General features: G+C 38.1%; 15 protein-coding genes. 11 read left to right on the top strand and 4 right to left on the bottom strand.

Annotation, left to right across the window (positions count from 1 at the left end; translation table 11 throughout):
- Window positions 1-258: 258 nt before the first annotated feature.
- On the bottom strand, window positions 259-3,993 hold the full coding sequence (gene surE, locus D5R40_RS04860) for a 5'/3'-nucleotidase SurE (RefSeq protein WP_124154300.1): 3,735 nt from the start codon (window positions 3,991-3,993) through the stop codon (window positions 259-261).
- A gap of 249 nt (window positions 3,994-4,242) precedes the next feature.
- Between surE and D5R40_RS34610 the strand changes: the two genes are divergently transcribed.
- Window positions 4,243-4,395 carry a hypothetical protein gene (locus D5R40_RS34610; RefSeq protein ID WP_161564928.1) on the top strand — a complete coding sequence of 51 codons (153 nt, stop codon included), beginning with the start codon at window positions 4,243-4,245 and terminating at the stop codon, window positions 4,393-4,395.
- Window positions 4,396-4,607: 212 nt separating this feature from the next.
- Here D5R40_RS34610 and D5R40_RS04855 read toward each other — a convergent pair whose 3' ends face one another.
- Together D5R40_RS04855 and D5R40_RS04850 are read right to left on the bottom strand one after the other, a co-directional pair.
- Window positions 4,608-7,532 (bottom strand): DUF839 domain-containing protein, encoded by a 2,925-nt coding sequence (locus D5R40_RS04855; RefSeq protein ID WP_124144624.1) that lies wholly within the window; start codon window positions 7,530-7,532, stop codon window positions 4,608-4,610.
- Between the two features lie 717 nt (window positions 7,533-8,249).
- A complete protein-coding gene (locus D5R40_RS04850) occupies window positions 8,250-8,501 on the bottom strand; it encodes a hypothetical protein (protein ID WP_124144623.1) in 252 nt (83 codons plus the stop codon).
- A 910-nt stretch (window positions 8,502-9,411) separates the two neighbouring features.
- On the opposite strand from D5R40_RS04850, the gene htpG reads away from it, so the two are divergent.
- The 7 genes from htpG to D5R40_RS04815 all read left to right on the top strand — a co-directional run bounded on the left by htpG (window position 9,412) and on the right by D5R40_RS04815 (window position 19,062).
- Window positions 9,412-11,421 (top strand): molecular chaperone HtpG, encoded by a 2,010-nt coding sequence (gene htpG / locus D5R40_RS04845; RefSeq protein WP_124144622.1) that lies wholly within the window; start codon window positions 9,412-9,414, stop codon window positions 11,419-11,421.
- 506 nt (window positions 11,422-11,927) lie between these two features.
- Complete coding sequence (rpmB, locus tag D5R40_RS04840) at window positions 11,928-12,164, top strand: 50S ribosomal protein L28 (RefSeq protein ID WP_124144621.1); 237 nt, start codon at window positions 11,928-11,930, stop codon at window positions 12,162-12,164.
- A 1,232-nt stretch (window positions 12,165-13,396) separates the two neighbouring features.
- On the top strand, window positions 13,397-14,416 hold the full coding sequence (gene hpsE, locus D5R40_RS04835; protein ID WP_124144620.1) for a hormogonium polysaccharide biosynthesis glycosyltransferase HpsE: 1,020 nt from the start codon (window positions 13,397-13,399) through the stop codon (window positions 14,414-14,416).
- Window positions 14,416-15,483: a glycosyltransferase gene (locus D5R40_RS04830; RefSeq protein WP_124154299.1), complete on the top strand. Its 1,068-nt coding sequence runs from the start codon at window positions 14,416-14,418 to the stop codon at window positions 15,481-15,483. Before hpsE ends, D5R40_RS04830 begins: the two co-directional genes overlap by 1 nt.
- The gene (locus D5R40_RS04825) at window positions 15,480-16,661 is read left to right on the top strand and encodes a glycosyltransferase family 4 protein (protein ID WP_124144618.1); all 1,182 of its coding nucleotides are present in this window, start codon (window positions 15,480-15,482) and stop codon (window positions 16,659-16,661) included. The genes D5R40_RS04830 and D5R40_RS04825 overlap by 4 nt, the downstream gene beginning before the upstream one ends.
- A gap of 69 nt (window positions 16,662-16,730) precedes the next feature.
- Complete coding sequence (locus D5R40_RS04820) at window positions 16,731-17,900, top strand: glycosyltransferase family 4 protein (RefSeq protein WP_124154298.1); 1,170 nt, start codon at window positions 16,731-16,733, stop codon at window positions 17,898-17,900.
- Between the two features lie 328 nt (window positions 17,901-18,228).
- Window positions 18,229-19,062 (top strand): sulfotransferase family protein, encoded by an 834-nt coding sequence (locus D5R40_RS04815; protein WP_124154297.1) that lies wholly within the window; start codon window positions 18,229-18,231, stop codon window positions 19,060-19,062.
- A 197-nt stretch (window positions 19,063-19,259) separates the two neighbouring features.
- On the opposite strand, the gene D5R40_RS04810 is transcribed toward D5R40_RS04815, so the two are convergent.
- Entirely contained in the window at window positions 19,260-20,522 is a 1,263-nt protein-coding gene (locus D5R40_RS04810; protein WP_124144615.1) for an RNA-guided endonuclease InsQ/TnpB family protein, read from the bottom strand.
- A 44-nt stretch (window positions 20,523-20,566) separates the two neighbouring features.
- Between D5R40_RS04810 and tnpA the strand changes: the two genes are divergently transcribed.
- The 3 genes from tnpA to hpsA all read left to right on the top strand — a co-directional run bounded on the left by tnpA (window position 20,567) and on the right by hpsA (window position 26,566).
- Window positions 20,567-20,974: an IS200/IS605 family transposase gene (gene tnpA / locus D5R40_RS04805; RefSeq protein ID WP_124144614.1), complete on the top strand. Its 408-nt coding sequence runs from the start codon at window positions 20,567-20,569 to the stop codon at window positions 20,972-20,974.
- Window positions 20,975-21,095: 121 nt separating this feature from the next.
- Window positions 21,096-21,239, top strand: coding sequence for a hypothetical protein (locus tag D5R40_RS04800; protein WP_161564926.1), 144 nt, complete (start codon window positions 21,096-21,098; stop codon window positions 21,237-21,239).
- 221 nt (window positions 21,240-21,460) lie between these two features.
- Complete coding sequence (hpsA, locus tag D5R40_RS04795) at window positions 21,461-26,566, top strand: hormogonium polysaccharide biosynthesis protein HpsA (protein WP_124154296.1); 5,106 nt, start codon at window positions 21,461-21,463, stop codon at window positions 26,564-26,566.

Here is a 26,566-nt window from a genome sequence, read left to right as displayed (position 1 = left end):
AAAAATAGATGTAAAGTCTGCCTCTGTCAAGGTAGTGGTATCAATCCCGTTGAGGACAGCGAGTGTCTCGTATATTTCAAAGTTCTGAAAAAAGATCGGATAAAAATATTTATCCGATCTTTAATGTACGGTAAGTTAATCAGTAAATATTGAGGAGATATTGCCTTAATTTTTACTCATTGAACTTGAAAGGAATATTAACTTTATTCCTAAAAATACTGACCCTTAAGAATTGATTGTAGAAGCAGTATTTGAAAGTTATACGGAAGTAAAGTCACTCTCAGTTAAAGCGGTAGTATTAATACCATTGAGAATAGCGAGTGTTTCTTCACCTGAGATAATACTATTTCCAGTAAAGCTCAAGTCAGCAAAAGTTAGACCCTCAGCTAAACCGATGAAGTCAGTTCCAACTTCAAAGTCAACAATAGTATCAGTTCCTTCACCAACAGCTAAGATAAAGGTATCAGAACCTTGACCACCAGAGAAGTTATCTCCAGTGATAACGTCATCACCCAAACCACCGCGGATTAGGTCATCGCCATCATCACCCCAGATGCTGTCATCACCTTCGTCACCGTAAAGTTCGTCGTTACCGCCTTTACCTCCAATGCGGTCATTTCCTACACCACCAGAAATCGTATCATCTCCGCCAGCTTGACCTCCAGAGGAACGACCTCCCTCTCCCCGCAGAACGTCATCACCTGCGTTCCCGATAATTTCATCATCACCGAGAAGACCTGTTAAGGTGTCACTTTCAGCCGAACCGATGAGAACGTTGGGTTGAGGAGTTGGGGTCAGAAGTGGTGAAATCAGGTCTTGAACCTCGTCTCGCAAAGCTTCTGGGGCGTTCCAACTTCCATCCAAAGGGGTAACGGTAATAAACCCAGATAAAAATTCTCCGCCTTCTGAATTGGGTTCAATGTCTGCATCTGGCGGTAATTCAACTGGCGCAAAACCCAGTCCGGCACCGCCACTGGGAAGTTCACCGAAGTCAATATCAAACGGTGTAATGTCGCTAGTTGAAGTAAATTTCACCCCTTGAATTTCCTCAATCCCTTCTGGAAAACGCACCGGAATATTAATGCTTAAACCTGTTCCTTCGGGTAAAATAGTCTCGTCTAATTCCTGAGTTGCTTGCAGTTGGGAAATTAAATTTGTAACAAAATCTGCCCCAATTTCGTAGGCTTCATCAACGACAGTTTCATCCTCAAAATCAATCCCTGCACTAATCGCAATAGCCGGAACATCTCGTAATAAAGCCGTAACCGCCGCACTAACTGTTCCAGAAGAAACGGCACCACCCGGACCGATATTTTCGCCTTCGTTAATACCCGAAATGACTAAGTCAGGTTTATCGTCTAAAACAAAGTCTAAAGCCGCCCAAGTTGTGGTTCGAGGTGCGCCATCAACAAACCATTGATTCTCCTCAAAATTCACGACTTCTGTGGGCTGGAAAATGGCATCAACATCCAGAACTGTTCCTTTTCCACTCTGTTGTTCTTTGGGGGCAACGAGGGTAACATTATGACCTGCGACGGTTAAGGTTTCGTAGAGAACTTTTATTCCTTCTGCTTCAAAACCATCATCATTTGTAATCAGAATATCCAGGGGTTCAGCCGTGACATTTTCGGGGGCAGCTTCAATTCGTTGACTTAAACTGTCTCGAATCTCTTCACTCCCACTCCAGTCCCCATCAATAGGAGTTACGGTAATTGCACCTGCGAGGAACTGTTCTCCTTCTGAGTTAATATTCGTCACTTCATCGGGAGAAATAGGCGAATTAAAGTCAATTAAAACTCCCACACCTTCCCCAAAGGTTTCGGGTAATTCTCCAAAGCGGAGGTCAAGGGTTGAAACCTCATCTAACGCTGTGAATTTAACGCCCTGAATTTCCTCAACGCCTTCCGCAAATTCTGTGGGAATATTGACATTTAAACCCACACCATCGGGTAAGAGTTGTTCTGTGTCATTTTCTTCCAACTGTTGGATCATTTCAACAACAAAATCTGCCCCAATGTCATAGGCTTCTGCTAACTTCTCCTCATCTGAACCAGTTCCCGCACTGACCGCAATCGCTGGAATTCCGCGTTGAATTGCGGTTGAAGCTGCACTAACCGTTCCCGAAGAAATGACAATATTACTGCCAATATTTGCCCCTTCGTTAATCCCAGAAATGACTAAATCGGGTTCGTTTCCATCCAAAATAAAATCGAGTGCCGCCCAAGTTGTCACAACCGGACTGCCATCCACAAACCATTTATTTTCCTCAAAATTAACCACTTCTGTGGGTTGGAAAATCTGGTCAACGTTAATCAGAGTTCCCCGTCCACTCTGTTGTTCTTTGGGGGCGACAAGGGTGACGTTATATCCGGCTTCTGTTAACGCCTCAAACATGACGTTAATCCCGTCTGCTTCAAACCCGTCATCATTAACTAACAAAATTTCTAATGATTCTTCGCCCGGTTCAAGGTCATTTGTTGTCTGAAAATTCCAGGTCGTATCATCAGTAATACCTGCAAACGGATTACCTGAAACTGTCTCACCGCTTCCCTGAACCAAAATATTATCAACCGCCCACCACCAATCGTTTCCAGCTTCAAATACGCCGAAGTTCAAAACCGCACTACTTGCATCTTCGGGATTATTTAACGGAATAGATAATGTCTCATTAGTGGACTCATCTGGTTTGAAATTGGGGTCGTTAGGATCGGAAGTCCAACGCAAGAGTTCAATGGGTTCTCCACCATCAAAGGAAACGGTGAGATTAGCTTTCTGATTATCTTCCGGACGCCAACTGGAATCAAATGTGAGAAACGCTGTATTCGCTTCAATTTCTGTTAAGTCAATGGCTGGTGTTTGAATGAAAGCGTTGTACAAATCGGGATTGATATCAACGTCTGCATCATCATATTCATCAGGATCTGCAACCATCACTGTGCCAACCCCTTTGGTAAATTCATTCCGACGTTGACCTCCCGCTGAGGCTGCCCAAGAGTTTTTATCCAAGAACGTCCAACCAAAGAATTCAATCGGCCCACCTGTAGGGGTTGTGCTATTGTCCTGCGTCCAACCTTCCGGGGGAGTAGTTGTAAAGTCTGTACCATCTCCACCTCCTTCTGTGGGACTAACAAACGGTTCTAAAGTTAATCCTTCAAAATCTTCGGTAAACAGAGTGATGGTGTTTGCAGTGTCACGAAATGCACCCTCATCAACCTGTACGAAGTAATCAGTATTTGCTGTCAGGTTGTTATTAGGGTTGATAGTAACAGTGTCTCCCTCAACTATGACTTGAGAAGAAGTAACATCAATTGTTTCGACGATAGTATCATCAGCAGCGATCGCAATTTCACCAGCCCCTACCTGCACGTCCTCATTAAACTCTATTACAAAGTTAGTATCAACCGCCACATTTGCATCTAGGATCATACCCACTTGATCGTCAGCCGTTATCAGAGAGTCGTTATACTCATCGGAGAAGCCAAACGAATGACCTACTCCATCAACTTCATCAAGTTGTACAAAGGTAAAATCAGGTGCTTCTGCGAGCACTAAATCAGCAACAGTTGCTGCTGCCACATCATCAGGAAGCCCGTTTTGTTCAAAGTCAACTATGCCAGGAATACCCGGAATAAATCCCATTTCCGGGGCAAAATGTCCAGTATTAATCGGAGACCAGTTAACGATTGATGCGATGGTTGCATCGGGAATGTTATTATCAACGTATTCAAAAATACTGTCAATTTCGGCGTTGACTGGCTGGCTATTGTTACTCGGAATTCCATGTTTATCTGCCCAAACTCCTGTTAAAATAGTAGACCAACCAGGGCCACTAGAGGTAGCCTGTTCAGAAGCTGTGCCAACAATGCCTCCGATGAAGGATTCAATAATATCAAGATTGTTAATATTAGGTGCTTCTCCCTGTAAATCCAACAAAAGATATTCCTCTAATTGAGCACCATCAATTCCAATCAATATTGCTTTAGAATCAGCCATTGTTCCTCGTTGTTTTTATATTTTTAGGACTTACGCAGTACAACGTATTTCCGTCCCTATCGACCGACAGGGAAGCAATCTCAAATCCTAGTTTTTCCTACCTCATGGGTAAGTCCTGATTTTCTGGAAAGAGTTTAAATTCTCTCAATTATTTTGGAGAGTTGAAAAAAAGATCTGATAAAAATTTTTCTCAAATATTTATCCTAAATAAATTTAGGGTAAGTTATATCATGTCCGGTAGCATCGGTCTTGTATAGCAAAGGTAAGGAAGAAGGAAGAAGGAAGAAGAAAGAGGGAAGAGGGAAGAAGGCTACCCTCGCAAGAAAAAAACCATCATTTCCTGTAGATATTCACCCTTGGGTTTACACAAACGATATAAACGGACATGATATTAATGAGTAAAAATTTAGGATATATTGCCTAAATTTTTACTCATTGAATTTGAAAGGAATATTAACTAGGACTTATGCAGTACAAAGTATTTTCGTCCCTATCGACCGACAGTGAAGCCATCTCAAATCTTAGTTTTTCGTACCTCATGCGTAAGTCCTGATTAATTTTATTCCCAAAAATACTGATCCTTGAGAATTGATTGTAGAACCAGTATTTGAAAGTTATACAGACATAAAGTCACTCTCAGTTAAAGTGGTAGTATCAATACCATTGAGTACGGCGAGTGTCTCTTCATCTGAGATAATACTATTTCCAGTAAAGCTCAAGTCTGCAAACATTAGACCATCAGCTAAACCGATGAAGTCAGTTCCAACTTCAAAGTCAACAATAGTATCAGTTCCTTCACCAACAGCTAAGATAAATGTATCAGAACCTTGACCACCAGAGAAGTCATCTCCAGTGAGAACGTCGTTACCTAAACCACCTCGGAGGAGGTCATCGCCATCATCACCCCAGATGCTGTCATTACCTTCATCACCGTAAAGCTGATCATCACCACCTTTACCACCGATGCGGTCATCGCCTGTACCACCGTTGATAGTGTCATCTCCAGCTACAGAACTACCAGAAGAACGACTATTTTGATCGCCCCGGAGAATATCATCACCCCCACGACCATCAATTTGATCGTCACCCTGTAAACCAGCAATAGTATCATCGCCTTGACGACCTACTAACATATCGTCGCCATCAGTTCCCACAAGATTTAACGGCTCTTGATTTTCCAGTTCAGACTGGATAAAATTAGAAAGTCCAGCCAAATCGTCAGTATTGATTAAATCAATCTCTGCTTCAAATAGAGGACCCCAAACACTAGGAGCATCTTGAGGCAAATTCCAGAAACGGAATATTTTATCTTCTCCCTGAACTTCAGAGACAATGCGATTTAATTCCGTTTCAGTGTCTTCAGGAATAGTACCAGTGCCATCCCAAGCTAAATCTCCGCTGAAGAAATTATTCCAGTTATCGCTAATTAGAGGCATAAAACCTGGATCGGCATCAGTGCCAATGTCACTTTTACGTCCATCATAGCCAGCGTAACGTACCTCTTGGCTTTCCATAAATTCCCGAGGGCGATCGCCTGAGATAATAGGAGTTACCGCACCAGGAGTAACAGTGTAGTTACCCATCTCATCTTGAGTATAGGTAGTAAATAATCCAGGAGATTCTTCTTGATATTCTGTTAAAACTTCATGGAGTCTTTGGTAGGTAGACAGTCCCTCACTCTTAATATCAATCAGGAGTGTTAGAGGTGTACCATCTGCATAAACACCACCATTATCGAACTCTTCTTTCAAATCTTGTAGAGGATCGAGGTAGAGTTCTTCTATAGTTGGGAGAGTTGTTGGGTTTAGTACAGGATCGTGAGCAACTCGTAGATTTCCGTCATCGCCAGGATAGAGCCAAATATCTGATTCTACACTAATAAACCCATAGCTGAGGGCATCAAAGAGAGGAAAATCATGTTCATAATCATTGTGAGCATGAGTAAATGGTACTGCTTCACTTCTTGGTTCGGGGATCTCTTGAAGAAAAGCTAACTGTCCTCCTTGTACCAAATTTTCTTCTGCTATAACTCCATCCCTGAGACTGTGCGCTTGAACATCAAACAGAAATAACTCACCAGGTTCTTGATCGAACAAACTTGAAACATCTAAAATTCCAGAAGATTCCCAATCACCTATATCATCAGGGTCTCCATCAGTTTGAGGAATAGGCTCTCCTGGTACTGCTGAACGATCCATTTGAGCAACACGGATCAGTTCTCCAGTTGTTGGATCTAACTTCCAGATAGATGCTTCCTCTCCAGATGTATCTCCAAATTCTCCAATAGATCGGTCTTCATTGATGTAAATGTAACCATCATCTGCCCAATCTAAGTTATCTGGACTACGCAGTCCAAAATCAGGATGTGCAAACTGTCCATCTCCTGCATCATCTCCATCATAGAGAATTTTTAGGTCAGCAGTGATGTCTGAATCACCAAATTCTAAGTTAACACTATAAGTTATTCCCCAAACATCATCAGGAAAACGACCGCTCCGACCGGTAGAAGCTAGCACCGCTTCCGTACCATCAGCAGGGTTTGTCGCTACATCTTCAGGACGAGAAAATTGGAAAGCACCCGCTTCTTCCGCAAGTAAATCTTGTTGAGTTTGGGTAGCAAATCCCATTTCATCATAACCTAGTTCATCTTGAATACTGCCATCCCCATCTGTATCTTCTGCACTTCCTGCTTCTTCTGGGCGATAATAATCAATTTCGACAAATGTTCCTGACTCACTGTTTCCTGTTCCGTTAAACCCTGCTGGATCGGGATTGCTATCTGGATCATTTTCTCCTTCAGTATCACCTAATTCTGCATCAGGAACCCAAACATAGAGACTACCATCAGCTAAACCGTTACGTTCTAGAAAACCTGCTCCTTCAGTTGTATCTTTTTCTCCTACATAAAGAAGTAGAGGAGCTGCTTCACGGTCATCTCCCACTAATATACCTACTTCGTCAGTATCTCCAGTATCTACCTGAGTTATATTTTCCCAACCAGCTCTTCCTAACCAAGGAACAGCATGAAGGGTGTTATTTTCAATATCTAATGCAAATTCAGTTCCACCAAAAGTTTCTTCTCCTGTGAAATAAATGTTATCAACGATACCCGAACCACTTGCAAACTGGTTACCTTCAACGTAGATAGAAGAACAGAAACGATTTAATCCTCCAAATTCTATGTCAGATATGTCATCTACTACTTCACCATTGCGATTGATAATAGTGTCATAAGCAAGACCTGCATCAACTACTTCTAGGGTCTCCTTATCTATATCAAAATAGCTGATCCTGGCTCCTGTGAGTTCAGTGCCATTTGCCAAAGCATAGGCATAACCAACACCGCTTCTTAACTCGTGGTTAACCAAAACTCGAACTGTATCTTCCTCAAGTTCAAAAGCTCCAATACCATCAAGAATTCCCGGAGGAGTATAATTTCCTGAAGTTCCAGGAATAGTTTCACCAATGGTGATAACAGGCTTAACTTTATAGCCGTTAAGACCTGTCATTTGAGCAGGTTGATTTGTTGTAAATGTCATCTTTATTTAAGATTGAAAAAATCAAGTTTTGTGTGATTGATTCCTGAAAAACTAATTACTCAGAAAAATCTGTACAGAACGTATGATCCCATAATTGTTTTAAAAGAAGAATATGAAAAGGATAAATTTTGGTTAAATCAATATTTTTTGATAAAAAAATTAAAACAAATTAAAAATAACTTGTTTCTGTTGATATTAGTGATATAAATATTTATTTTGGAAAAATATATCTAATAATTAGACATCAAAATTTCGTCTAAGAAAACATATTATTTCTCTTAGTTGGTTTAGCTTTATAATAATTAGTAGTATTGCTGGCTTAATTTAGAGATGGAAACTTTGGCAGTTTACCAATCAAAAAGTTGATTGGTAGTGTCCCGGTAGCTATTGGTCATAGTCTTGATATTCAGAATCAGAAAAAAGAGCAAAAATTACTTGTAGCTGAACAAGAAAAACGCAAATTAAAACTTAGGGAAGGAATTTGTTTTTCTAGACTAAGTTGAACGCGACTATCCCCAGCAGCAAACGCTAGTCACAGAGGATGGAGTAATATCATGTCCGGTTGAACAGTTATAAATAATTAGGCAGGAGACAGGAGACAGGAGACAGGAGATAGGAGATAGGAGGTAGGAGGTAGGAGGTAGGATATAGGGAAAAAAGTGTTTTCATCACTAATTATCCGGACATGGTATAAAAACTAATTAAACAGAAATTAAGTCACTTTACCGAAAAATTCAGGTATAAATCCTCTCCATTCATGGAGAAAAAGCGGTCGGAACGGGAATGCACTTTCCATAGATAAAATGGACTAACTAAAATGCTTAATAGTAGTGTCATTTCACAAGCAGCAACTATATCAGTTTTCAGCAAATTATAGTTTTTGATAAAGTAAGATAAAGCTTTCCGAGAATCATTAACTAGATAAGCGAAAAATGCTAAAGGTCTTTGCCAAGGTTTAAGCCTGATCATTCTAATATGATTTCTGTGTAACCCTGAACCACGCGCGAGGGATAGTAAATAATTCCGCTTGTATATATAATTTTATTAAAAAATTGAATTTCAGATTATTTTTTGACTGCTCATAAAAACTTCTAAATTTTTTGATAATTAGGTGGATATAACATCTTTTTTTGATAATTATCTGGCCACTCTGGAGTTTCAATTAAGTCTCTTAATAATAAGAAGCAAGTTCCTGATATAGAATGCTCAAAAAACATCTTATGGCAAAATTATAATTTTAGACAAAAAAAGCAGTAAAATAGACTGGCGATCGCGCATTTTTTTTGAGTTATTTAGACAATTCCTGTAAATTATTGATTTTCCTCAACAGATTAACTCTTTAATAGTCTTACTTTTTATAATATATAGAATTAATATATATTGTTTCCCTTTTTCTTATTTATTTCTTTTTCCTCCTTCTTTACCCTTACTATTACCGAATAATTAAGGTTTAAAGCTTCTCCTTTAAAGGAGAAAAAAGCAGTCGATCTTCGGAGCTTCCTGAAGGGTGGGATGGCAAGGTCTCCTCGCCATATCCAATCGACCAAGAGAAGAAAAAATTTTCACGCTCCGCGTCAATTCTCTTCTTTTCAAGGAGAGGTAATTATTAATTATTAATTGTTGAAGGTATGGCTCGATCGCCCTTGGTATTATATTAAAACTGCTTAGGTAGTGAAATCCGAATCAGATGTTTGGTGCAATCCCTGTTTAAAAAAAAGACTCAATAAATCACAATCATTAAATAGTATTGAGCAATAAGTCTCTTGGTAAATGGCCAGAATATTTCTCTGATTTTATATCTATCAAGAGATAACGAACCTGGATAACTACCTAAATGCTCAAGTAAAATTAATTCCCATAGATAAAATAGATAAACATTATGAGTACAACCCTAGAAAAAGGTAAGATCAGTATCCATACTGAAAATATCTTTCCAATTATCAAAAAATCTCTCTATACTGACCATGAAATTTTCTTAAGAGAATTAGTTTCTAATGGTGTAGATGCCATTGCTAAACTTAAAATGGTGGCTCGAACTGGAGAGTATAGTGGTGATGTTACTAATCCAGAAATAGAAATTAAAATAGACAAAGATAATCAAACTCTTTCGATTACTGATAATGGCATTGGGATGACCGCTGATGAAATAAAAAAATATATTAATCAAGTGGCTTTCTCCAGTGCTGAAGAGTTCATTGAAAAATATAAAGGTGGTGATGAAGACGCAATTATTGGTCACTTTGGTTTAGGGTTTTACTCCTCCTTCATGGTTGCTAAAAAAGTAGAAATTGATACCCTTTCCTATCAAGAAGGTGCAGAAGCGATTCATTGGAGTTGTGACGGTTCTCCAGAATTTGAACTATCAGATTCTCCTCGTACAGAAAGAGGTACAACTATTACCTTAACTCTCCAAGATGAAGAACAAGAATATCTTGAAACTACTCGAATTCAACAGTTAATTAAAACCTACTGTGATTTTATGCCAGTGGCAATAAAATTTGAAGAAGAAGTAGTTAATAAACACAAAGCAATCTGGCGAGAATCTACTCAAAATGTTACTCAAGAGGACTATCTAGAACTATATCGTCATCTTTATCCTTTCCAAGAAGAGCCTCTATTATGGGTTCATCTCAATACTGACTATCCTTTTATTGTTAATGGAATTCTTTATTTTCCTAAACTAAAGCCAGATGTAGATGTTACCCAAGGTAATATCAAACTATTCTGTAATCAAGTATTTGTTACCGACCATTGTGAAGAAATTATTCCTAAATTTTTAATGCCTTTACGAGGAGTAATTGATAGTACAGATATTCCTCTCAATGTCTCTCGCAGTTCCCTGTTAAGTAATCGAACTGTCAGAAGAATCGCCGATTATATAGCCAAAAAAGTAGGCGATCGCCTGAAAGAAATTTATCGTGATGAAAAAGATAAATATATCAGTTGTTGGCAAGATGTAGGTACATTTGTTAAGTTTGGTGCTTTGAATGACGATAAGTTTAAAAAGCAAGTAGAAGATATCATAATTTTCCGCACTACAGCCAAACTTAACTCAACTGAAACAACTGAAACTGAGGCTAAACCAGCAGTAGAAGTACAAGCAGAAGGAGAAGATGTTTGGCAAGAAGTAACTCCAGAAAATTCTGATGCTAAAAATACTGATGAACAAGGTTTTTATTACACAACTCTCAAAGAATATTTAGAACGTAATAAAGAACGCCATGAAAACCGTGTATATTACTGTACTGAACCTGCATCTCAAGCAACTTATGTAGAGCTGCACAAAAATCAAGGTTTAGAAGTTTTATTTCTCGACTCTTTCATTGATACCCACTTTATTAGTTTTCTAGAAAGAGAATATCAAGATGTTAAATTCTCTAGGGTAGATTCCGATCTAGATGAGACATTAATTGACAAAGAAAATCAATCAGAAATAGTCGATCCAGCTACCAATAAAACTCGCAGCGAACAAATTAAAGAATTATTTGAAAAAGCGCTGAATAAACCCAAGATAAATGTTAAAGCTCAAGCATTAAAATCAGAAGATAGCAAAACTACTCCACCAGCAATGGTATTGCTGCCAGAAGCTATGCGAAGATTGAGAGATATGACTGCTATGTTGCAGCAGGAAAAAGCAGAATTTCCAGAAGACCACGTTCTAGTGGTAAATACAGCTCACCCACTGATTCAGAATCTGGCTAATCTCAGTCAAGGTAGTATTATTCAGGGTAGTGGAGAATCTCCTTCGGCAGAATTGGCTAAACAAATCTGTCATCATGTTTATGATTTAGCTTTAATGGCACAAAAAGGTTTTGATGCTGAGGGTATGAAAGAATTTGTGGAAAGGTCTAATCAGGTCTTGACTCAGTTAACTGAAAAAGTAATTTGATCGAATTACATAAGTAGACTACAAAATTATTTTGGTGCGCGGGAGTAGGCAGTAGGAGAATACTTTGGCCACTTTAGTCTATCTATTTGAAAACTGCTAGCTAAAATGGAGCTTTGAGGACTCCCGGTATAATCTCCAATTTACCGGGAGATGAATCGCGACCAAAATAAAAACAGATACTGACCAAGACTAGCAAGAGTATAACTTAAAATCATACTCAGATAGAATTATCTTATAATAATGTGGATATCCTCACAATGAGGTGTCACTTTGGCCTTTGCAGATCGTAGAATAAATTGACGCTCGTTGGGGTACTGTCGGGGAGTTTTCAAGCTAGATAAGTGCTACTCAAGCAGTAAAGCTGAATCGTGAGGTTTGGGAATCTCCCGTTATAATCGCTCTTATTTAACGGGAGAGGATGTCAAAAGTTGAAGGAAGAAGGTTGATTAACTTTTTGATTTTTGAGATAATAGATAGGCTGTGGAAAAAATTTAGGTAGACAAATCATGGGTCGTAAATGTCAATTGACTGGAAAGAAAGCTAATAATGGCTATGCAGTTTCCCACTCCCATATCCGCACCCACAAGTTACAGCAAGCAAATCTCCAATGGAAGAGAGTTTGGTGGCCTCAAGGTAATCGTTGGGTCAAACTACGATTATCGACTAAAGCAATTAAAACTTTAGAAAACAAAGGTATACAAGCTATGGCTAAGGCCGCTGGCATTAACTTGAATAAGTGCTGATATATTTTTCTTTATACTCATCTCATCTAATTTAACCCTGTCCTATAGTTGATGAGGACAGGGCTATTTTTTTCTAAAAATGATAGGGATTAATACCAATTCCCAAAAATAATGCCATACTTCATTAAGACTTCAGTTATTCAGTAATAATAATGGTTTAGTAATTTTTGTAACGATTATCGGCATTAAGCCAAGATATATTATATTTTTGAACTTTACTCCCTACTCCCTACTCTCAAGAATATGTAGCAAGAATGCGCAAGATTTAGTATCAGAGATTTTTTGTTTGTTAACTAAATATTAAAGAGCGATCGTCACCCAGGACTTCCAATTTTTGCCATGATATAATGTTTGGTTGAATACTTATAAAGAACTACGGAGGAGGACTGAGTTAGGAGGGAAAAAGAAGGAAGAGGAGAAGAAAGTTTTTTCTCACGCTTTTAAACGGACATGATATGAGACAAAAATCCTCTCAAGAGGACTAAGTGCATATTAGTCCATCAAAATTGACTTCAGCAATGTAGCCCTAAAATCATTTATGGAGAGTTTTCGGAAGTTTTTCTTTAGTTGATCGTTAATATTTGTTTGTACCTCACATACCACCGAATCTGCTGTAAATACTGAATATTGACTATTGAGGGGTGTTGGTAATTGGTAAGATGATTTTCTCCGATGGGTGACACCCACCACTTACTATGGTAGAATATTTAGAGGTATCAGAAACAGATGGCTTTTAAGAGAGTGTTTGTAAACTAAAGATTAAGATGGCCAGAGTGCTTAATACTCGATATTCGGTGGGTTACGGCGGAAAGTTAAACTTTTGTTCCGATTCTTTGTTATTGTCGCCTAACCCACCCTACTAGACTGACACAGCTAAAATAGTGTATTAGAAAAATGCTCTAATCTTTACGGTTAATGTATTTGAATAAAAATCTATTGCACCATTTTAGGCGTGTCACGCCACTACGCCTGGATTTAATATTCCTTTTACAAACAGTCTCTAAGGTTTCATCTGTTGATTTACCAACGCTCTATTGAACTACTAAATACCAACTACATACTAACTACTAACTACTGACTACTGACTAATTATCCGGATACTATATAAATCCTGATTTTTCGTATCACATTTTATACTGCATTACTACATTACGAAAAAAAAATGTGGCCTAATTGCGAAAATATTAGGTACATATCGATATAGCAAGATTTATAAAAAAAAGTTAATTATTATGGCTAACTTTACTATCGCAATTCCTACTTATAATGGAGCTGAACGATTACCATTAGTTCTAGACAAATTACTTGCTCAAATCGGAGTAGAAGGACTATCTTGGGAAATTATAGTTGTAGATAATAACAGCACAGATAATACAAAAAAAATCATTAGTAGATATCAAGAAAACTGGTCGGATAAAATTCCATTAAAATACTGTTATGAAGCACAACAAGGTGCAGGATTTGCTAGAAAAAAAGCAGTAGAAATAGCAAGTTCTCCGTTAATTGGTTTCTTAGATGATGATAATATCCCAGCAGAAAATTGGGTAGCAGCAGCTTATGAATTTGCTCAAAAATATCCAAAAGCAGGAGCTTATGCTAGTCAAATTCATGGAGATTTTTCTGGAGAACTACCACCTGATTTTGACAGAATTAAATCATTTTTTGCCATCACAGAAAGAGGAGAACAACCATTATTATATCAGCCTGCAATTAAGGTAATACCTCCTTCCGCTGGATTAGTAGTTCGTCGGGAAGCATGGTTAGAAAGTGTTCCAGAGCAATGTATATTAGGTGGTAGAGTACCGGGTTCAATGTTAACAGGTGAAGATACAGAAACTATTAGTTATATTCAAAAAGCAGGCTGGGAAATTTGGTATAATCCAGCAATGGAAGTAATTCACAAAATTCCTCAACATCGAACACAAAAAGATTATCTAATTAAATTTTTCCGTGGTATTGGTTTGAGTCGTTATGTTACTCGAATGTTAGGAGTTAAACCATGGTTAAAACCATTGGCTTTTTTCGCTTATACGGCAAATGATAGTCGGAAAATTATCCGTCATTTACTAAAATATGGTTTGAAGTTACGAACAGATGTAGTGGCAGCTTGTGAGTTTGAACTATATATTAATAGTTTGAAAAGTCCTTTTTACTTGTGGAAGAATGGCTATTTGAATACAGTTGAACCAAACTATACTTCAGTAGTAAAATCTCAACCAGGTTTGAGTGGCATTGATTGTCGGGAATTTTAATGAAAATTATTGCTTGGCCAGCATTTAAAACTAGGTATAAAAACCCCTATAACTGGCTATTATATTCTCAGGTAGTGCAACAAGGGCTAACAGTTACGGAATTTTCTTTTGGCAAACTGCTACGCCAATACTATGATATTTTTCACCTTCACTGGCCTACAGAAACTATTGTCCGTCATCCAAACCTAGTAGTAGCAGGTTTGCGGGCTGTAACTATGCTTCTTGCTATAGACTGGGTTAGGGTTAGAGGAACAAAAGTGATTTGGACAATTCACGACCAATATCCCCACAACCTCTTACATCCTAAGTTGGCACACTGGTTTCAGTCAGAGCTGATCAAGCGAGTAGATGGATGTATTAGTCATTGCCAAGTAAGTAAAGAGTTAGCAGATGCAACTTTTCCTAGATTGAGCGATCGCCCCCACGCAGTTATTCCTCATGGTCATTATCGAGAGGTCTACCCCAATAATATAAATTGTGAGGTAGCTAAAACAAATTTAGATGTTCCTTTTAACTCCCATGTACTTTTATTTCTCGGTTATATCGACTACTACAAAAATGTACCTCATCTAGTCCGAGTTTTTCGAGAATTAGCTCCTGCTAATTGGATATTATTAGTGGCAGGTAAACTAGAAGTTCCAGAAATTGGTACTCAGATATCTCAAGTTGCAGAGAATGATTCTAGGGTCAAATTAAAGTTTGAGTTTGTACCGGATGAGAAGTTACAAGAATATTTTCAGACTGCAGATTTAGTAATATTACCGTTTCAAGAGATTTTAAATTCAGGTAGTGCATTGTTAGCTCTTTCTTTTGATTGCCCTATATTAGTGCCTAATAAGGGAGCAATGGCAGAGTTGCAGGAACAGGTGGGGCAAGATTGGGTAAAGCTGTATCCAGGAGACCTAACAAAAGAGATTTTAGAATCTGGGTTAGAGTGGGCAGTCAAAGAAGGGCGATCGCCACAAGCTAATTTAGAACAGTTAGGATGGCAAAATTTAAGTCAGCAAACTATTGAATACTTTGAATATATTTGTACTCACAAAAATCACAGTAAGAGTAATATATGAAAATTGCTTACGTTACTACTTATGATGCTCTAAATCCTGCAAGTTGGTCTAAGTACAATGGCGGTAACTACGGTGCTAGTAATTTTATTTCCAAAACTTTAATTAATCAAGGTATTATCATCAACTATTTGGGACCTTTACAAAAAACATATTCTTGGCTGACTAAAAGTAAATGGTTGTTTTATAGGCACTTATTTAAAACTGATTATTATAATTGGGCTGAACCTATTGTATGCAAAAATTATGCTAATCAGGTAGCAGAAAAACTGGCAAATTTAGATACCGAAATTATTCTCTCTCCTGAAGGAGCAACTCCTACTGCTTATCTAGAATGTAAACAGCCATTAGTTATTTGGATAGATACAACCTTAGCGGAATTAATTAACTTTTTTCCCTACCTTAGTAATCTATGTCAGGAAACTAAAAATAATATCTATACACTAGAAAAAGCAGCTTTAGAAAGGTGTAAGCTTCTCATCGTAACTTCAGAATGGGCAGTGGAGACAGTAGTTAAAATCTATGGAATTGAACGGTCAAAAATCCAAGTAATTCCTAGAGGTGCAAATATAGAATTGAGACCTAATAGAACTGTTGAAGATATTCAAAACTTAGTTAAATCAAGAGGAAATAAACCATGTAAGCTCATTTTTTCTGGAGTTTTTTGGCAGCGAAAAGGGGGAGATATAGCTTTAGAGGTAGCGAAAAAATTAAATAAATTAGGTCTAGAAACAGAATTAACTGTTATCGGCTGTCAACCTATTTCTGACGAGCCGTTACCTAGTTTTGTCAAACCATTAGGATATATTGATAAGTCTAAAGGTAATGGTTTATTGCGGATTTCTCAGTTAATAAGTGAATCCCATTTTTTGATGTTACCAACTAGAGCAGACACTAACCCTCATGTTTTGGTAGAAGCAAATGCTTTTGGAGTACCTTGTTTGACAACAAATGTGGCTGGAATACCCACAGTAATTAAGGATGAAATAAATGGCAAAATATTTTCGGTAGATACCTCAGTAGATAATTATTGTGAATATATAATTAATTACTTGACGAATTATCCAAAATATGAACAATTAGCTATGTCATCGTTTAATGAATATTTGTATCGTCTCAATTGGTCAGTGGCTGGTCAAAAAGCAAAGAAACTATTTATGGAAGTTTTGAATAATTGTTAATCTTAAGGATGTAGAAATATTTAATTTGTACTTGATATAAATATATATAAGTAAATCAGAAATATATCTATGAAAATAGCTTATTCTACAACCTATGATGTTCATAATCCTGCTAGCTGGCCTTCTAATAAAAAAGGGAATTATGGCTCAAATAGTTACATTGCAAAAACTTTAGAAAGTCAGGATATTACTGTTAACTATCTTGGTCCTCTAGAAAAACACTATTCATGGGTGACAAGAAGTAAATGGTTACTCTATAGTAAGGTATTTAAACAAGATTATTACAGATGGGCAGACCCAATAATATGTCGAGATTATGCTTATCAGGTAGCTCGAAAACTATCTATATTAAAGTCGGATATTGTACTGGCGACAGAGGGTGTTCAAACAGTTGCATATTTGAAATGTCAACAACCAATTGTTTTGTGGTTAGATACATTAACAATAGCATTGGTCGATTACTACCCAGCATTAAGTAATATTTGTCAAGAAACTAGAAGAAATATTTATAATTATGAAAAAGCAGCAATTGATCAATGTAAACTTTTGATATTTACTTCAGACTGGGCTGCCGAAAATGCTGTTAAACATTACCAAGTTAATGAGTCGAAAATTTATGTAATTCCCAGGGGCGCTAATATTGAACTTAAGCCTGGAAGAACTTTTGAAGAGGTAGAAAATATTGTTAAATCAAGAAAAGAAAAACCTTGTAAATTAATCTTTTCTGGCATAGATTGGGATAGAAAAGGTGGAGATATTGCTGTTGGAGTTGTTAAACAGTTAAATGAAATGGGTTTTAATGCTGAACTAACAATTATTGGCTGTAAACCGGAGATTAAACCTTTGCCGGATTTTATTAATATAGTGGGATATATTGATAAATCAAAACCAGAAGGAGAGTCAAAAATGAGGCAATTAGTAGCTGATTCTCATTTGATGATTTTGCCAACTAGAGAAGATTGTGCTCCTAATGTTTTGATAGAAGCTAATGCTTTTGGAGTGCCTTGTTTGACTACAAATCTTGCAGGTATTCCAACTGTAATTAAAGAAGATATTAATGGTAAAACTTTTGCTTTTGATGCAGAAATTAAAGAATATTGTGATTATATAATTTCCCGAATGAGTGATTATCCTAGATATCAAAAATTAGCAATGTCATCATTTAAAGAATATCAACAACGATTAAATTGGGATGTGGTAGGAAAAACTGCTAAACAGTTATTTATGGATTTACTTTGAAATAGCAGTCAGCGGTCAGCGGTCAGCTATCAGCTTCTAGTTGCGTGAATAGACATCTCCATTGAAGAAGGAGACAGGAGACAGGAGACAGGAGACAGGAGGGAAATTACATGGGGATAGTCAACGAAGGGCCGCTCCGCGTCTACGCTCCCCCAAGTAATTTTGAACACCCCCGTTGACGGTGGGGTATTAAACCCACAAAGAAAATGATAATAAAAAATAAAGTCAATTATTGCACATAAATTATCAATTCTTTCCCCCTACTTTCTACTCTCTAACAAAAACGAATTTTGTACCTCACTAATATGAGAATTGCTATAATATTGAAATGCACAATAAATTAAAATTACCTTTATTTCTTTTTGGTTGTCCCCGTTCTGGTACGACATATTTACAAAGTTTATTGACAGCACATCCAGAGATTATCTCTTTACCAGAAACAAAATTTTTTCATTATTTACTACCAAATAATGAACCTAAAAGACGAATACTTGGTATGGCTTCGCGACGATTACGACCTAAGTTAGAAACTTTGTTTAAAAATGAAATTAACCGCCCAGATTTACTGAAATATTTACCTAAAAATACTTTATTTATTAGGCAATATACTCGCAGATTTCTGAAAATTATGAATCTGCTAGCTGAGGAACAAGGTAAAAGTATTTGGTTAGAAAAAACTCCCGAACATATACGATATATTGACTACATAGAAAAGAATGTTCCTATAGCTAAATTTATTCATATTCAAAGAAATGGAATAGATGTAGTTGCTTCACTTTATGAAGTGTCGAATAAATATCCGAAATTTTGGTATGGTGGGTTTGATATAGACCATTGTATCGATCGATGGATTGAGGCTGTAAATATTACTTCTCAGCATTTACATAAAAATAATCATATTCTGGTGAAGTATGAAAAATTGGTAGATGATACACCTACTATTTTAAAGGAATTATGCAAATTTATAGGTATAGAATTTGATAATAAAATGCTCGAAGATTATCAAGAGACTGCTAAATCTTTGGTGAGAAAACAGTCAGGGAGAGTTGTTAGTCAGGGTGCAGTAAATACTAGATTACAAAAGTTTTATCAGGTATTTGATCAGTCTCAGCAGGAATATATATTAAGTAGATTTACAGAAGTAGGCCAGGAGCAGAACTAGCCGGCGTTGCTGAAGCACGTGTATGGTATTAATTTTAATTCTTTAGGAGTCAGGAGTCAGTCCTCAGGAGTCAGGAAGGAAGAAAGAATAAGAAACCCCGAGTAAAAGGAGAAAGTTTTTTGCTCGCCCTCCATGAGGTTGATATTCATGGACCTTGTCGGATTTTGACACTCCCCGCTCTAAAGAGACGGGGATTCTTAAGCAATCCAAAATCGAACTCTTAAAGGCGTTGTCAATGCGCCTCTACCTAGTTGGTCCAAATTAAGATTGAACCTTCCAGCTACTTTTCTAAGGATATTGGCTGCACCATTGCAATCAGCATTAATTAAATAGCCCGCAGCAGAATGATATAAACCTCGTTTAACGCGCTTTCCTGATGGTTCCCAGTTGTCGGGTTTTTCACCGTAGGTTGGGAGAACGTCATGATCTAAAAAGCTAGCTTTCGAGGTATAAGACTCTTCGGTTTCTACAAATTTTAACCCATATAAGCTACAAAGTTCCTTGATTCGTTCTTTGAGTCTTGCAGTAGGAATTTGTACCAACTTTTGGTTAGTTTGAGTCCCTAGTTCAATTGATTGTTTTTGACCTTTATTCCAACCAAAAACGATTGTACCAATTCCATGTTTAAGGCCATGGTTGATGATTAATCGCGCTGTTTTGTTAACAGCATCCCGCATCTGACGATTGCGCTTTTCAGTGATGCGAGCTAATCTTTTAGACCAAAAACCTTGTGGTTGATTTTCCTTGAGAGCAGCTATTTGTTTGTTGTACCACTGGTTTTTCGATTTCAGATGTTTGCCATCGACAATAAAGCTGTGCCCTAGAGTATCCACACAAGTCAACCAGTTGTCTAAACCGTGGTCAATAGAAAGAGCATGGGTTTTGTCTAACTTGACTAATTGAATTTTTATTTCATAGACAAACTCGACATAAAAACAGCCGTGATGAGGTAAAATCCTAATCTCTTTAATTGAGTTCCAGTCTAGGTTACTAGCCATTGGGAGATAGAAATTCTCTAATCCAAACCATGCTTTAACCTTGCGTCCTAATGGAACTCTAATTCCTTTCTCGGTCAGTTTCAACCATCTTTTAGGATAAGAAACAGTAAATAAACCGGGTTTTCGATAGTTAGGTGGTTTGGGCTTGTTAACCAATTCACCGCTTCCAAACAGTTTCGACAGTTGTTTAAAACTTTTGAAAGATTCAACAATGCCGTTGCATATTTGTTGAGCACTAGAAGCATACATCGCGTTAAAATGTCTGTTCCATTTCATTTGCCCGCAAAGCTCGCCTTGAGTGACAAATCTATTTTCCTTAAAAAAAACTTGTCGGGCGTAATAAACAGAACAGTTAAACACTTTGTTGGCTTCACCGGACAAATATTCTAGGATGGCTGATAGATTTTGATCGGGATGCAGTAGAACTTGCTGGCATCCCATGTTTTTTGTTTTTTTGCTCATGTCTCCATTATCATCAAGTTGTCGATAAATATCAACCCATCAACATGATCAACCAGCAAAAAATATATCGTCATGGCCACCATTCTATAGGTTTGGCCCATGTCCATTTAGTTTGGATTCCCAAGAGACGCAAGAAAGTCTTGGTGGGTCCAGTTAAAATCAGGTTGGCTGCTATCTTATCAGAAGTTGCCACAGAAAAAGGTTGGTTGATTAAAGGACTAGAAATAGCCCCAGACCATGTTCATGTATTGGTAGAGCATGGCTCTGATGTAACCATTCACAAAATAGTTAAAGCTTTGAAAGGTAGGTCTTCAAGGGTTTTACGACAAGAGTTCCCTGAACTATGCAAACTACCTAGCTTGTGGACTCACAGCTATTTTTATGACACTACTGGAAAGGTTAGTACAACTAAGGTTCTGGAATACATTAACGATCCCCATCACGGCGACTAAAGTCGCCGAGTCGTTTTTCCGCCCCGCGCCTAAATTGACGGGGCTACCAAACTCCCGAGCTTTTTCCGTGTATCGGCCAAACAAACCTCATCACTGCGGTGCGACGGTTTGGATTGAGACCTTGGCAAAAGTAACAGTGTTTGATTTAGATGGTTCTCAGTTTGATGTAGATAGTAATTGGGTTTGGGAAGAAAGTCCGCCGAACCTAGGAGCGCCGGGTGTGAGGCAGAAGGTTAAAAAAAATATAGTTTCGTTGATAAGTTGATAGATTAACCTTTCATTTCGGGAATAATATTTAGGTTAGGTTAGGCACTTTAGTATGCTTGACCAATATTTGTGCTATCCAAAATTCGGTTATGGGGTGCTGTTCGAGTTGTGCTGTGCTAAAAGTAGAGGTAGGGACTAAATTTAAGTCACTATAATATAGTTATATAAATTTACGGTTTGCCAACTAAACCATTTGCAATTAGGGGCAGGAAGGCTATTATGTCAAAGAATAAGTTTCTCAAAAATATATTTTATATTTTCCGTAATATCCGGAGTTGGTATCGAGTCATGGAGAGAAAGTTGAGGCGATCGCTCTGGAATGTAATAAATAATCGAAGTAGGTACTCAGGGGCAGGTTTTGTTTTGCCCACTGTGACTATGGTTTTGTTGGTAGTAGTTTTGTTGAGTATTGCTATTTTGCTCAGGTCTTTTGACAGGGCTGAAATGGCAAGAAATGTTAAGGTAAATCAGCAGGTGTTGAGTGCTGCTGCTCCTGCTTTGGAAAGGGCAAGTGCAAAAATTGATTATTTGTTAAGAGAAGACCAAACTCTGCCCCCTGGGACTCCAGCAGAAGATTTCATTTACAGAACTCTGGAAGAACGACTGAATGAGTATACTTTTGGACGTGAGGAACCACTTAAGGTCAGGTATGACTTGGATGGTAATGGGAGCATTGAAGAATTTGGCGCTTCAGGTGTGGACAATATTAGTGCTGATGGTGAGATACAAGACAACGAACAAATAACTACCGCCTGGAGATATCCTGTAGATACGGACAATAATGGTCAATTTGATAGCTACACTATCTATGGGATTTTTCTCCGTACTCCCCAAGCTGGTAGGGAATACCAACCTCTAGAGGCAAGAACAGCGCCCCAACCTGTAGTTGAAAGTCTGACCAGTACAGAACCGTTGTGTGAAGCGATAAACACCAGCTCTAATTTGGTAACTAGTGTAGGTTGGTATAAGTCAGGAGCCCAACTTAAGAAAAGTATTTTTGTTTATACCGTTAATGTACCTATTACTAGCGAACCAGAAGACCAAGAAAAATTTGAAAGATATAAAGGTACACCTGCCCTATCTGCATTAGAATATCAACGAGATTATAGCCAGGATTCGCTCGCAAACAATGCGGTTTTCTATGAAAATGACATGGAAGCTGCACCAGGTTTTGAGTTGAATCTCAATGGACGGATAGTGGTAAACGGTAATCTGATGGTTACTTCCTTTAATACTCCAATGAAATTTTATCAGGTTAGTGGTAGGAGTTCCTGTTTTTATGAAGCTGAGAATAGCAAAATTTTGGTGGGTGGTGAGCTAATCCACGGTCGTAGTCGTAAAAACACTGTGGGATTAGAAGCTGAGGTACATTTATTTAAGGGGAAAGATGCAAATCCAGCGATAGAGAAAATAGATGGAGATGCTGAATCAGTAAGCGATGACTCTTTAGATGTAGTTTTCAATGATAATGCTTATGCTCAACGCATAAATCAAATGGTGATCGATCAAATAGCTTCAGGAGATTATGAAGATAGAGATCCACAGAAAGTGATAGATATAATTGATGAAAGGACAAAGAAAGGAGAAACTGAAGAAAAAGCTCGTCAGGAGGCATTGGAAAATTATTTTAAAGACCGTACTAGAAAAGTTCCATTTGCAGAAGTGGGACTTAATGGAGATGCACTAGATGGTTATACAGGGATTGAAGATAGTGGAAATTCTCTGAGACCACAAGATGATTGGATGTTACCTACTGAAGGAAATGCTCAAATAGCTACAATAGACACAACAACGGGTTTATCTTTAAATGAAAATCAGCCTGCTGCTACAAGACCATCAGATTTAGGGGAGTTGGGTATAGAAGAACGGTTGGGCGATCGTATCAAGGTGGGAAATAATTTGCCTGCTTTGAGATATGACGAAGAATTAGAAGAATTATTAGAAGAATTAGATGATGAGGATGAAATACCATTTTTAAAGGGTGATGCAAAGCAGTATCTAACTGAAAATGGTATTGCCTGGAGTAATGCAGGAAATGGATGTGAGAATATTGAAGATGCAGATAATGAATGTCGTTGGCGCGAAACTCAAATAACTGCTTTTGCTGATGTGGGAAATGTGGATAGAAATAGTTTCTGGGAATTGGCAGCAGCACGAAAACCACAGAGTGCTACTGAGGGATATGGTGGTTTAAGGGTAATTACAGGTGCAGGAGTTTATGAGCGGGATAATTCTTTTTTGCCACGACCAAAGGTAGTAAAAGTTGATGGTACAGTAGATGATAAGTATGACGATCCAGCAACTACTGAGACAGAAGAATTTCCGATAGTATGGTCTGACATGATGCCAATGTCACCAATACGAGGAGATTTAACAGAAGTGTATGACAATGGGGGGAATAATTTTAAAACTCTTACTCCTACTGATTGGAATACCTTATTTGAAGATGGTACACCAGATGAAAGCCCCTTAGACCCCTATACAAAAAAGTATGCAAAGGGCGACCTGCGAATGCGAGCAACAGCAGTTTATCACTATGCTCAGAGTGGAATTGATGAAGATGCAACAGGTGACGATTTGGATCAAAAACCGATCGCCTGTGTTAGTAGTTACTATGATCCTAGCGATGAAATATCTAGCAAAAATAGAGCTACCTACGCAGGAAAGAATTTGGCAGGTCTCACAGACTACTACAGCACTACAATTCCAAGTGACCCAGCAGGAAAATCAAATAATGGTATAGTTTACGGTAAACCAACAATTATTAGGGCGGCTGGTATTTCAGTAACACTTGATGCTGCAACTAAACAGCTTTCTGGTACGCCAACTGAATTGGTAGAGCAGGCAAATATGGTTTTCCCTGATGGTCGGTTTGCTAATAAACCTTTACGGGATGCACTAATTAAATTAGCAGATGGTGGTTCACTAAGCATCGCAGACCAAGCTGCTATAGATTCTACTCAATGTGCTTTTGAAATTTTAGATGGAACTTTGGCTCCGGATAATTCAATCATACCTCATGGCGCTATTAAAGAAGTAGCATTTTTGAATCCACGGGAAATTAAAGCGATAGATGAGGACGATCAAGAGACCCCTAATGATGAAACTTTCACCTTGAGTAGTACTCTAGCAACACCAGCTAATCTGACAGGAGAATATAAATTACCCCTAGAAGAAAGACAACCTCTGGAAATTCGGGCAACTCAGATAGATATGAATGTCCTGCGGATGACAGAAATTAGTAATACAGAGGTAGGAACAGATATTCCGGCATTAGACCCAGAATATTTACTGCCATATAGTGGTCTGGTTTATGCTAGTCGAGATGATGCGCTGCCAGATAGGAGCGATCGGACTCCAGATGGTACAAATGGTATTGATGAGGAAAGTAGTAAATTATTGAGTCCCACAGATTATAAATTAGACCCTACTCGTCGCCCCAATGGAATTATGTTGGTCAATGGTCAAGAGTTAAATCGGGGTAATAACAACAGCGTTAGTACAGTTGAAGATGTGGTGAAAGAAAAAGGATTGATCTTGGTAAGTAATGTACCTACTTATATCAAGGGTGATTTTAACTTTCACGACCACTATGAGTTTGAGGGGGGCGGTATTGATTGGGATTTTAATGCTTATTACAATCCAAACAAGGTTCCAAGTCCAGAATTTGCTTGTCGTGGTGGAGACCCTAGGATACCTGGTAACTGTGGTGGAGCTGGTGGTGGAGATAAGTGGCGTCCGGTGGAGATTATGTCGGATTCTTTGACTATACTTTCTGATGGTTTTCGTTTTGGTTTCCGCAATGAGGGAGATTTTGACTTGAGAAATAATGCGGGTAATGTGGTTATTGGTGGTTATGACTTGGATGGGAATGGAAGTACTACTAATACAGTTGCTTCTAATACAGGACTTATAGAGAGTACCTATAACATTGACCTTGATGGCAATGGAAAAATAAATGATGACACGGATACTGTTGACGAAGTAGAGATAACAACAAAGGCAGCTCGTTTAATTAATGGTTTCTATGCTAACGACTTTGCAGTTAATGGTCTGAGTAGTGAGGCTGAATTTACTGATGATTTAGATAAAGATGGAACATCAGAAACATACACGCATACAGATGCAGAATATAGGGTGAACACAGGAACAGCACCTCTTAATAGTTCCTACTTTAATAACTTTATTACTCCTGTTCAGCGACGGGCTAATTTCAATGAGTATTTAATGGAAATTTGTTTGAAGTTGCCAGTTTCAGCTTGTCAACCGGAAGATTGGTGGGTTATTGATAATAATGATGCTCAAAACAAAGCTTCAGAAAAAATAATTGGAAAAATCACATATCCTGATGATGTTGCTGGTTCAGGTACAACAGCTTTAGCTCCAAAACCAGAATATCAACGTTACCCACGTCGTATAGCTTTTGAACGTGATACTGCCAACAATAATCTAATAAAGCTAACAAATAATTTACCAATTCCTTTGGGTATAGAAAGTGCTACGGAGATAAAAATATATCCTGATGGGGGAGGCGATTTTCCTAGAACACAAGACAATGCTCTATGGTTTAGGACAGGAAACAATAGTTGGAACACAAACCAACCTTTATTTTACCAAAACGCAACTGAGTTAAACAACTTAGGTAGTGATACCACCACCCTCCAACCACAATTAGTACCAGCATTGCAGATTCATGCTACAACAACCAATCCAGGAGGTAACTTTCCCCAAGGTCAGGAAGTAGAAGATAAAACCAGATGGCAAATGCCAGCTACAGCAGATCCAGATTCAGATACACCAAACACCACTAAAGTAAACGTAATGATGGCAACAGGTGACACACCTCCCAGGGTGATAGAAGCTGGTTTTGGTGAAACCAATGGAGGTTTACCAAACTTGCCAAGGTTTATCGAAAACTGGCAAGGTCAAACTTCCGAAATTTCTGGGGCATTTGTGCAACTCAGACGGAGTGCTTATTCTACAAGTCCTTATCAACATATCCTACAAAATGACCCTGCTGAAATTTTTGGTAATACTTACGGTAGGTACAACGCTGGAGAAACAGAAGGTACAGCACCCGCTTCAACTCCACCTACAAGACAGTGGAGCTATGATGTAGGTTTCTTATCTCAATCTCCTGACCTGTTTGCTTCCAAATTAAGCACTCTAGACCCTGACAAAACAAAGCAATATTATCGAGAAGTTGGTTTAGATGACCCATGGATACAAACATTGTTATGTTCTAAGACAGAAGATAATAATAACGCTGTTGATGAAGAAATTCGTCCGACAACAGATTTTTGTAGTAGTAAAACTGGAGGTTAA

This window comes from Okeania hirsuta (assembly GCF_003838195.1).
GTDB lineage: Bacteria > Cyanobacteriota > Cyanobacteriia > Cyanobacteriales > Microcoleaceae > Okeania > Okeania hirsuta.
Note: the sequence above shows the minus strand (reverse complement) of the source record. Positions and strands in the feature narration are given on the sequence as shown.